Source organism: Phaeovibrio sulfidiphilus, from assembly GCF_014861485.1.
Taxonomy (GTDB): domain Bacteria; phylum Pseudomonadota; class Alphaproteobacteria; order Rhodospirillales; family Rhodospirillaceae; genus Phaeovibrio; species Phaeovibrio sulfidiphilus.
Map to the genome: position 1 here is coordinate 1 of NZ_JACZHT010000013.1, position 8,304 is coordinate 8,304.

The following is an 8,304-nucleotide window of genomic DNA, read 5'->3' on the forward strand; positions in this document are numbered from 1 at the left end:
AATCTCGCCGCCCGTGAACGTAAACGTGCCGCCCTTGATCTCCATGCCGGCCACGACCACGCCACCGGCATTGATGTCGACGGTTCCCGTATGCTCCGGAATGAACTCCACCGCGTCGCCCGGGAGGAACACGGTCAGGGTTGTCCCGTCCGGCAGCCGCCACTTGTCTGCGATGGTCGTGTTCCACGTGTTGCTGTCCCCGACCCAGGTCAATTTGCGGTTGGGCAGCTGTTTGACTATGAGCTTCTGGACCTTCTTGTCGGCGCTCAGTTCCCCGACCAGAGCGCCCTCCAGGCTGGAGCCCACAATCGTCTCGCCACGGTACTTCAGCGTGACCCGGTCTGTGAGGTCCACGCCCGCATCCAGAAGCCAGTACTCGGCGCCCACCACGTTTTTGAAGGACCGGACGTCCAGGTTGACGGTTTCCCCCGACGCGGTCGGCAGGACCACGTTTTCAGCCCGCAAGGTGAGAACGGCGGTTTTCTGCCGGGCCGAGTCCAGATCAAAGGTCAGGGTGGAGCCAGCGGCCAGGGTGATGGTCCCGCCCGTCCCTGTATCGGGGTTGAGGCCACCGTTCCCGGCCAGAATTTTGTGGCTGTCGCCTTCCAGGCGCAGGGTGGCGGGGGCCTCCAGGGCAAAGGCGGACTTCAGGCCCCGGAGATCGACGGTCGTGCCGCCGGCCGCTCCGGACGCGAAGGCAAGGGTTCCGTTCTTGACCTGGAAGTCTGTCCGGCTGTCCGCGTTGTCATCCGCGGTGAAGACGCTCTCGCCCCCAAGCCACCAGGTGCCGGTGCTGTCCTTGGTTACGGTGATGGAGCGTCCGCTGTAGACCTCGCCGCCCATGGGATCGGACTTCATGTCCACCGTACCCGCACCGCCAACCTTCAGGACAGAATCAATGTTCACGCCGCTCGACACCCCGCTTATGAGATGAATCGAGCTTGCCTTGCCCCCGGCTGTATTCCCGCTGAAAAGAATGGTCTTGCCCGCCGCCGGCTCCAGGGCAATCGTACCCCCCAGGCTGTAAATGGCACCGCCTGCGGCGGACGCCAGGTTCCCCAGGAATTTTGTCTCGCCCGAAAGGGTGATGTCGCTGAGCTGATTGTAAATCGCACCACCTTCGCCTGAGCCTGATGTGCTTTCGGCCTTGTTCCCCTGGAACGTCACATCCGAGGCAAAGGTCAAAATACCGAAGTTGACGATCGCCCCACCCAGAGCATCGCCCGTATCGCTTTTGGCCGTGTTGTCACGGAACGTCGCACTGCCGTTGAATGCCATGACACTACTGGACCCGAGGTTGGTCAGGGCACCGCCGTAGGCATGTCCGTCTGTGCCCGTGCTCTGAGAGAGGTTTCCAGCAAAGGTGGCGGCACGCGCGAAGGTTATGGCGCTTTGGTTTGCAATAGCCCCACCATAGGTGACGGCTGTGTTGCCAGTAGCGAGGGCCTTGTTCTCGGTAAAGAAGGCGTCTTCGGAAAAGGTGAACGTGTTGCCGTAGTTGACAATCGCGCCACCGGAGATCCTCCGGTTGACATTTACGCTCCGGGCCGTGTTTTTCGAGAACGTCGCAGTGCCCTCAAAAGTAAGGCTCCCGGACGTATCTGCAAGAATAGCGCCGCCCGAGACGTTTCCTGTGGTATCCAAGCCGTCTGCCAGGTTTTCACTGAATGTGACCTCTTTTTTGAAGGTCGTCGCACCAAGCGAGTTATACAGAGCACCACCCCACGCATATCCACCGTTTCCCGCAACCCGGGCCGTGTTCTTCGAGAATGTTGCCTTGTCGTGAAATATCAGCGTATTGGCACTGTTGTAAATCGCACCACCAAAGGTCCGTATTGAATTGCCCCGTGCGGACGCGGTGTTCCCCTCAAAGAAGGCCTCGCTCATGAAATTCATATGCTGGGAGTTGCTGATCGCACCTCCGCCAGCAATGGTATCGTCGCCCCTGCTGTCGGCCACGTTCCCTACAAAAGACGCAAACTTCTCAAAGGTCATGGTCCCCATACTGTTGACCGCTCCCCCTGTGGAGCCACCCCTTAAAGCTGTGCTGTAGGCGGTGTTCCCCTCGAACCGGACGACATCCTTAAACGTAAACGGCAGATAGATATAATTCTGAACCGCCCCCCCCCACGCAGTGCCATCAATACCGCTGGCGGTGATCTTATTGTCCTTGAAGAGGGCCGGGCCGGCGACAATCACCTCACCCTTGTCACTTCGTAGGGCCGCCCCGGCCACTTTGACCCCGGCACCATCGCTGCTCGCAGAGTTTCCGATGAAGTCAAAGGCACCGGAGAGGGTCAGCGTTCCCAAATTGCGAATGGCGGCCCCGGAGACGTTCCCTGAGCCCGTGACGGTATTGCCCGTGATGGTCAGTTTTTTGCCACCAGCAACAGAAAGCGTCGCGGCAACACCCTCGCCCACGACCATGAGCTGATCCGTAGTGCCGGACGTTGCTTCGGGCGTCGTATCCTCGGAAAAGGTGACGCTTCCGCCCGTTCCTTCAAACGTCAGGTCGGACAGCTTTTTGCTGAAGCCCGCCGCGACAAGGTCATCCCAGGCCACCACGCCCGTGACAGTGCAGGTGCCGCTTCCTCCCGAGGGGCAGTCAAAGCCCGCTGCCGAGGCCTGCCCGGCCCCCGTCGCCGTCAGCGCCAGAGCCAGAGCCACGCAGGGCAGCGCCAGACCGTGGCGACGGGTGGAACCGCAGTGAGGGAGCGATGTGGGGAAACCGCGCAACACGGACATGGATCAAGCCTCCTGAATCTGTGGACCTCAAAAAGGCACCGAAAACCATAGACTCAGGAAAAAACTGGACTCAAGGGCAACTAATGATTTACGCACCGAAACCAATGAAAATATATTTCGAGTTGCAAGCAAACAACCATAAAATTAATGTTGTTTCATGACTCCGGGTAGAAAAAAGAAAACAAAACTATTTACTGTTTAACGTTTTTCTTATGTTGTTTCCACTAGACAAAATACAAGAATTAAGCGCCGAATGCAGGAGCCGAGACCCAGAGCCACAGATGCGTCCGGGCCTGAAATCGGCAGCGCGAGCGATGGGAGACTGCCCCACGCCCTGCCCTGCGCAGGTACCGGACCGCCCCGCCCGGGGTAACCGGAACGCCGGAGCGAACCGCCCCCCTCAGAAGGGCTGCAGAGCCCGCAGTGCCCCCGGACCCGTGCGCGGTGTTCCGGAAAGGGCGGACAGCATTTGTTTCCGCCCAGCTCCGGATGCGGGGGAGGACACCGGCGCCACGTTGCGCCGCCGCCTTCCGGATCCTGTCCGGTGACAGGTCTGTCGGGCCGTGGGAATGAATGGAAGAGCGGAGCCCCCAACACAAACGCCCCGCCTTGTGGGGCGGGGCGTTTGCTGGTGTGGTTCGGGGGCGCCTTGCCAGCGCCGTCGGGTCCGGGGTCACGGCTGCGGGCCGGTGGCGTCACCAGCGCCAGATCACGCTGGCCCGTCCTCCGTGGGAGAGGGTGTGGGCCCCGTAGGCACCGTCGTAGATCACGTTCAGGGTCCAGTCCTCGCCCAGGATGACCGAGGCCCCCGCGGCCAGCACGGCCGTGTCCCGGTCCGCGGGCGTTCCCCGCACGGAGAAATCGTCGGAGCCCGACACGAAGACCTGGCGGCTGGTGGTGTTGATGTCGCCGTACACGTGCTCCCAGCCCAGATCCAGCCTCAGCACCACCTGCTCATGAATGCGGGCGTCCAGGCGCAGTCCCACGGTGGACGTCCCCGTCTGGGTGACCCAGGACCGGCTGTGAAGGGCGGCCGGGCCCCCGCTTTCGGTGAAGTCCTCGGTGCAGGCCCGGTTCCAGGCGGCCGCGACAAAGGGCTCGACCGTCAGGCCCTCTGCGGTCGGAGCCCGCCAGGCGGCCTCGGCCATGACCTGGAAGACGTTGGCGCCGTAGCTCGCCTTCAGGCGCTCCGCCTGTGCGGTGCGGCGGCTGTCGATGCCATAGCGGGTGTAGATGCCCGCCAGCGTGGTGCGCAGGGTTCCCGCGCCCACATCCCAGACCTTGCCGCCATAGACCCCGCCGGAGACCGAGTGGGCGTCGGCCCGGAACAGGCGGTCCGGCACCCGGAAGTCCCGGTAGCCGTATCGGACCAGGCCGCCGGCGAACCAGCCGTCGTCGAGGCTCAGGGTGGCGCCGGCCATGATGCCCGGGCCGCTGGCAGTGGAGCGCGCCGCGTTGCCGTCCCCGTCCCAGACTTCCCGGGCGCCGGAGACCTGGGCCCAGAGGCGGTGGTTCCTGCGCACGCCGTCGGAGGGATCCAGGGTCACCGGACCGATGCCCGCCACCTGGAGCGTCTCCTCCCCGGGGATGCCGTCCCCGTCGGGAGCCAGCCGGGACAGGGTGCCCAGAAGGGTCCGGCCGATCTCGGGCGAGCCCTGGCGGATCATGTGCCCCACGTTGGCGTGGCCATCACCGGAGAAGAGGTCCAGCTGTCGCAGCCCCTCACTCTCCGTGGTGTTGATCATGGTGTCCTGGACGGGCCCGGGCTCCATGGTGTCGATGGCCTCTGCCGTGGCGATCTCGTTCGGGGTCATGCCCATAAGGCGGGCCGGACCGGGACCGGGGCTCCTGTAGGTGGCCCGCACCCCGATGGCGGATGCCAGCGCGCTGCCGTCAACCGGCGTGCCGCTTGCATCCAGACGCACCTGCTCCAGCGCCAGGAACGGGAGGTCGGCGGCCCTGTCCAGGGTCGAGAACGTGCCCGCGATCGTCTGGCCCGCCTCCCGGACCACCACGACCGTGTAGATCTTTTCGGCCGCCCAGCCGCTTCCGCCGCCGCTCACCACCTTCAGGGTGGAGCCGTCCGGGATCTCCGCAGAGCCGGTCCGGATCTCGAGACAGTCGCTGCCCTCGGGGGTAACCCGGACCCGGAGCGTGAAGCTCTGGCCGCCCGGATCGAAATCGTTGACGGAGAGGGTGCCCGTCTTGTCCGGATCACCCGGCGCCAGGGTGGTGTCAGGCCCGCCCAGCTTCAGGCCTCCGCCCCAGGTGAAGGCTCCGCCCAGGGTGCCCCCGTTCAGGGTGAGGGGCCCTGTGGCCCCCATCTGTTTGCCGGAGAGGATAACGGTGCCGGTGCCCTCCTTGAGCACAGCGCCCTTGCCGGACAGGGTGTCGGTGTAGTGGAGCGTCCGCTCCGCTCCCAGGTCAAAGACGAAGGTTCCGGCGTTGGCGATATCGCCCCCGAGGGACTGTCCCCGCACGGTCATGCGTGCGCCGTCGGCAATGTCATAGCCGTTGGCAAAGTCCAGGTTCACGGTGTCCTCGAAGGTCGCGCTGGCACCTCCGGCAATCACCAGTTTTCCGGTCCGCTCGCCGTCCCGGAGCGAGGTTTCCCCGTCGGAGGCCGAGACGATCTCTCCGCCCGTGAAGGTATGGGCCCCTCCGGTGACCTCCATGCCCGCCACCACGACACCGCCGTCGTTGATGCTGACGGTGCCCTGGTTGGCCGCTGTGAACACCACCGCATCGCCGGGAGCGAACAAGGTGAGCTTGCCGTCTGTCTGCCTCCACTTGTCCGGGGTGGAGATGTTCCAGGTATCGCCGCTGCTGCCGACCCACGTTATCGTGTCGTTCTTTACAGCCCGGGCCACCTTCAGCACCTGGATCGTGTTGCCCTTTTCGAGCCGGCTCTCCAGGGCGGCTCCCACCCGGGTGTTCGCCAGGGCCTCGCCCCGGTAGGTCAGGGTGGTTTTGTCCGTCAGGTCCGTTCCCGCATCCAGCAGGGTGTACTCGGTATCCACCACATTTCGGAACGTGCGGATGTCGAGGGTAACCGCGTCCCCGGATTCCGACAGGCCCACGCGTTCAGCCCGCAAGGTGAGAACCGTCTCGCCGGACGGCACGCCGAGAAGGTCAAAGGTGATTTTCGAGCGGCCGCTCAGAGTGATGGCGCCACCCGTTTCGTGGGCAGGGGACTGGCCCCCGCTTCCAGCCAGAATGGTGTGGCCGCCGCCCTCCAGATGCAGCACGGCGGTGTCACCGAGGGCAAAGCGGGACAGCGCGCCCTGGAGGGTGATTTGGGTTCCCGCAGCCAGAGCCAGCGTGCCACTGTTCACCTCGAACAGGGTCAGGCTGGTGGCGTTGTCATCGGCGGTGAACAGGTTCTCGCCCCCAAGCCACCAGGTACTGGCACTCTCCTTGACAAGGATGACAGCCCCACCACCAACCGCGCTGCCTCCCATGGGGTCGGTGCGCATGTCCACCGTGCCCGTCCCGGACACACCGACCCTAAGAACGGTCGCGTTCGTATCGGCCAGCAAATAGATCGAGTTCGGACGGTCCCCCGCCCTGTTCCCGCTGAAAAGAATGGTCTTGCCCGCGTCGGGGTCCAGAATGATTGTGCCCCCGGTGCCGCTGAAGATCGCTCCGCCACGAGCTGTGCCGGACGTGCTTGTTGCCGAGTTCCCTGTGAAGGAGGCCTCTCCGGCTACGACCACTGTGCCCGAGGAGTTTTCAATCGCGCCACCCCGGGCCTCGCCCGAGCCGCTTGCCGCCGCATTTCCAGTGAAGGCGCTCTTTCCGGAAAGGCTGACAGTGCCCGAGGAGTTTTCAATCGCACCGCCCCGGACCTCGTCTGAATCGCTAAAGGCCGTGTTCCCGGTGAAGGTGGCTCCCTTCTGGAAGGTCACCGTACCCGTATTGTAGAGGGCGCCACCACCGGCGGTACTTGCATTGCCGGAGCCTATGACCGCAACTTTGTTCCCGTCAAAACTGGTGGAGCCCTTCAGTGTTAACGTGCCTTCCTGGTTGAAAATCGCCCCACCCTGGGCCCGGCCGGAAACGCTTGTGGCTGTGTTCCCGGTGAAGGTCGCGCTCTCGGACATCTCCAGCGGACCGTGCCAGTTGAAAATTGCACCACCCCGAGCCCAGTAGGTCTCGCTTTGAGCCGAGTTCCCGTCGAAGAGAACGTCGCCGGAGAAGGTCATGGTGCTCGATGAGGCAAAAATCGCGCCACCCCAGGCCCAGTTTGTCCTGCTTTGCACCGAATTTCTTATGAAATTGGTGTTGCCTGAGAAATTGATTGTATTCGCGTTGTAGTAGGCAACAACCGCCCCCCCAAAGTCCAGGTTTGCCTCGGTTCTGGTCGTATTTCCCTGGAACGTCAGAGTCTTGCCACTCGCCACGGAAAGAGTGGCCGTACCACCGTAGACGACCAGACGCTGGTCAGCCGTGCCCGGGGTTGCCTCGAGGATCGTGCTGTCGGAAAAGGTCAGCGCTCCAGCGTATGCGTAAAACCTCAGATCGGACAGCTTGCCGCTGAAATTCGGGTTCTCAACCAGATCGCCCCAGGCCACCTCACCCGTTACGGTACATTTCCCGTTGCCGTTCAGGCATTCGTAGCTCTGTGCCAACGCAGGCCCGGCCCCCGTGGCGATCAGTGCCAGCACAAGAGCCGCACCTGAAAGCGCCAGGCCGTGAGGTCGCGCTCCCCCCAAAGGAGAGGCGAGACTGTGGTTCCTGACATGAGTCCACATGGCCGCTTCCGTTACTCTTTTGCAAAACTCAACAAGATCATTGTCTTAAATGATCTTTTGAAAATCAATAAAAACAGGGGGATCGGGTGACCAAACTACGAAATATCGTTTGAAAAAATCGTTAATTTGGAAAGAAAAAACAGGGAAATGCAACCCAAACGAAGCAATCAGTTGGTGTTATCTGTGTACCCTGCGTTTAATCTCACGGAAATACAGGGGATTCCGATATGCATTAGTTGCAACTTAAGGGCGATGAAAATCTGTGCCCCCGGTTTGCGGCGGGCCGGCCGGAGCGTGCTCCCGGTGCAGGCCATTGTCCCTCGGATGCTCCTCAGGTTCCCCTCTTCCGGCTCTCGGACGGGCGCTCCCGCCCCGGCGCTGCCCCGAGTCTCCATCCGCGCGGCCTCGGCGGCTGCGGGTTCCGGCCCGTCCGCAGGACGCGAGACGGACTGCGCGCACCGGGTTCCGTGCCACTGGCAAGGGGTCCAGACGGGTGTGTGGCTTTGAACGTCCGGGTACCAGAGGCCGCCCGCTTTTGATGTCTCATTCCCTCTGACGCGAAGCGTCGCGATCGCGGGAATGGGGGAGAAGATCGGGATCCCCAACACAAACAGGAAAGCCCCGCCTGCGAGGCGGGGCTTGTGCCGTTGGGATCGGGGTAGGACGTCCCGGCCCCGGGCCGGGGTCCGGGCGTTCGCCGTCCTACCAGCGGTACGTCATACGGGCGCGGCCTCCGTGGGAGGTGGTGTGAGCCCCGTAGGCACCGTCGTACATCACCGTCAGCCCCCAGGTGTCGTCCAGGCGG

At 63.3% G+C, this 8,304-nt stretch carries 2 protein-coding genes; both read right to left on the reverse strand.

Going from position 1 to position 8,304, the window contains the following annotated elements; genetic code table 11:
* The coding region (locus IHV25_RS10160; protein WP_192535018.1) for a beta strand repeat-containing protein at positions 1-2,745 on the reverse strand (2,745 nt) is incomplete at its 3' end.
* Positions 2,746-3,440: 695 nt separating this feature from the next.
* Positions 3,441-7,499, reverse strand: a complete 4,059-nt coding sequence (locus IHV25_RS10165) for an autotransporter family protein (protein WP_192535019.1) — start codon at positions 7,497-7,499, stop codon at positions 3,441-3,443.
* Positions 7,500-8,304 lie beyond the last annotated feature (805 nt).

Coding starts and splice junctions, on each gene's coding strand:
- IHV25_RS10165 (WP_192535019.1), bottom strand. CDS start 7,499: ATGTGGACTCATGTCAGGAACCACAGTCTCGCCTCTCCTTTGGGGGGA.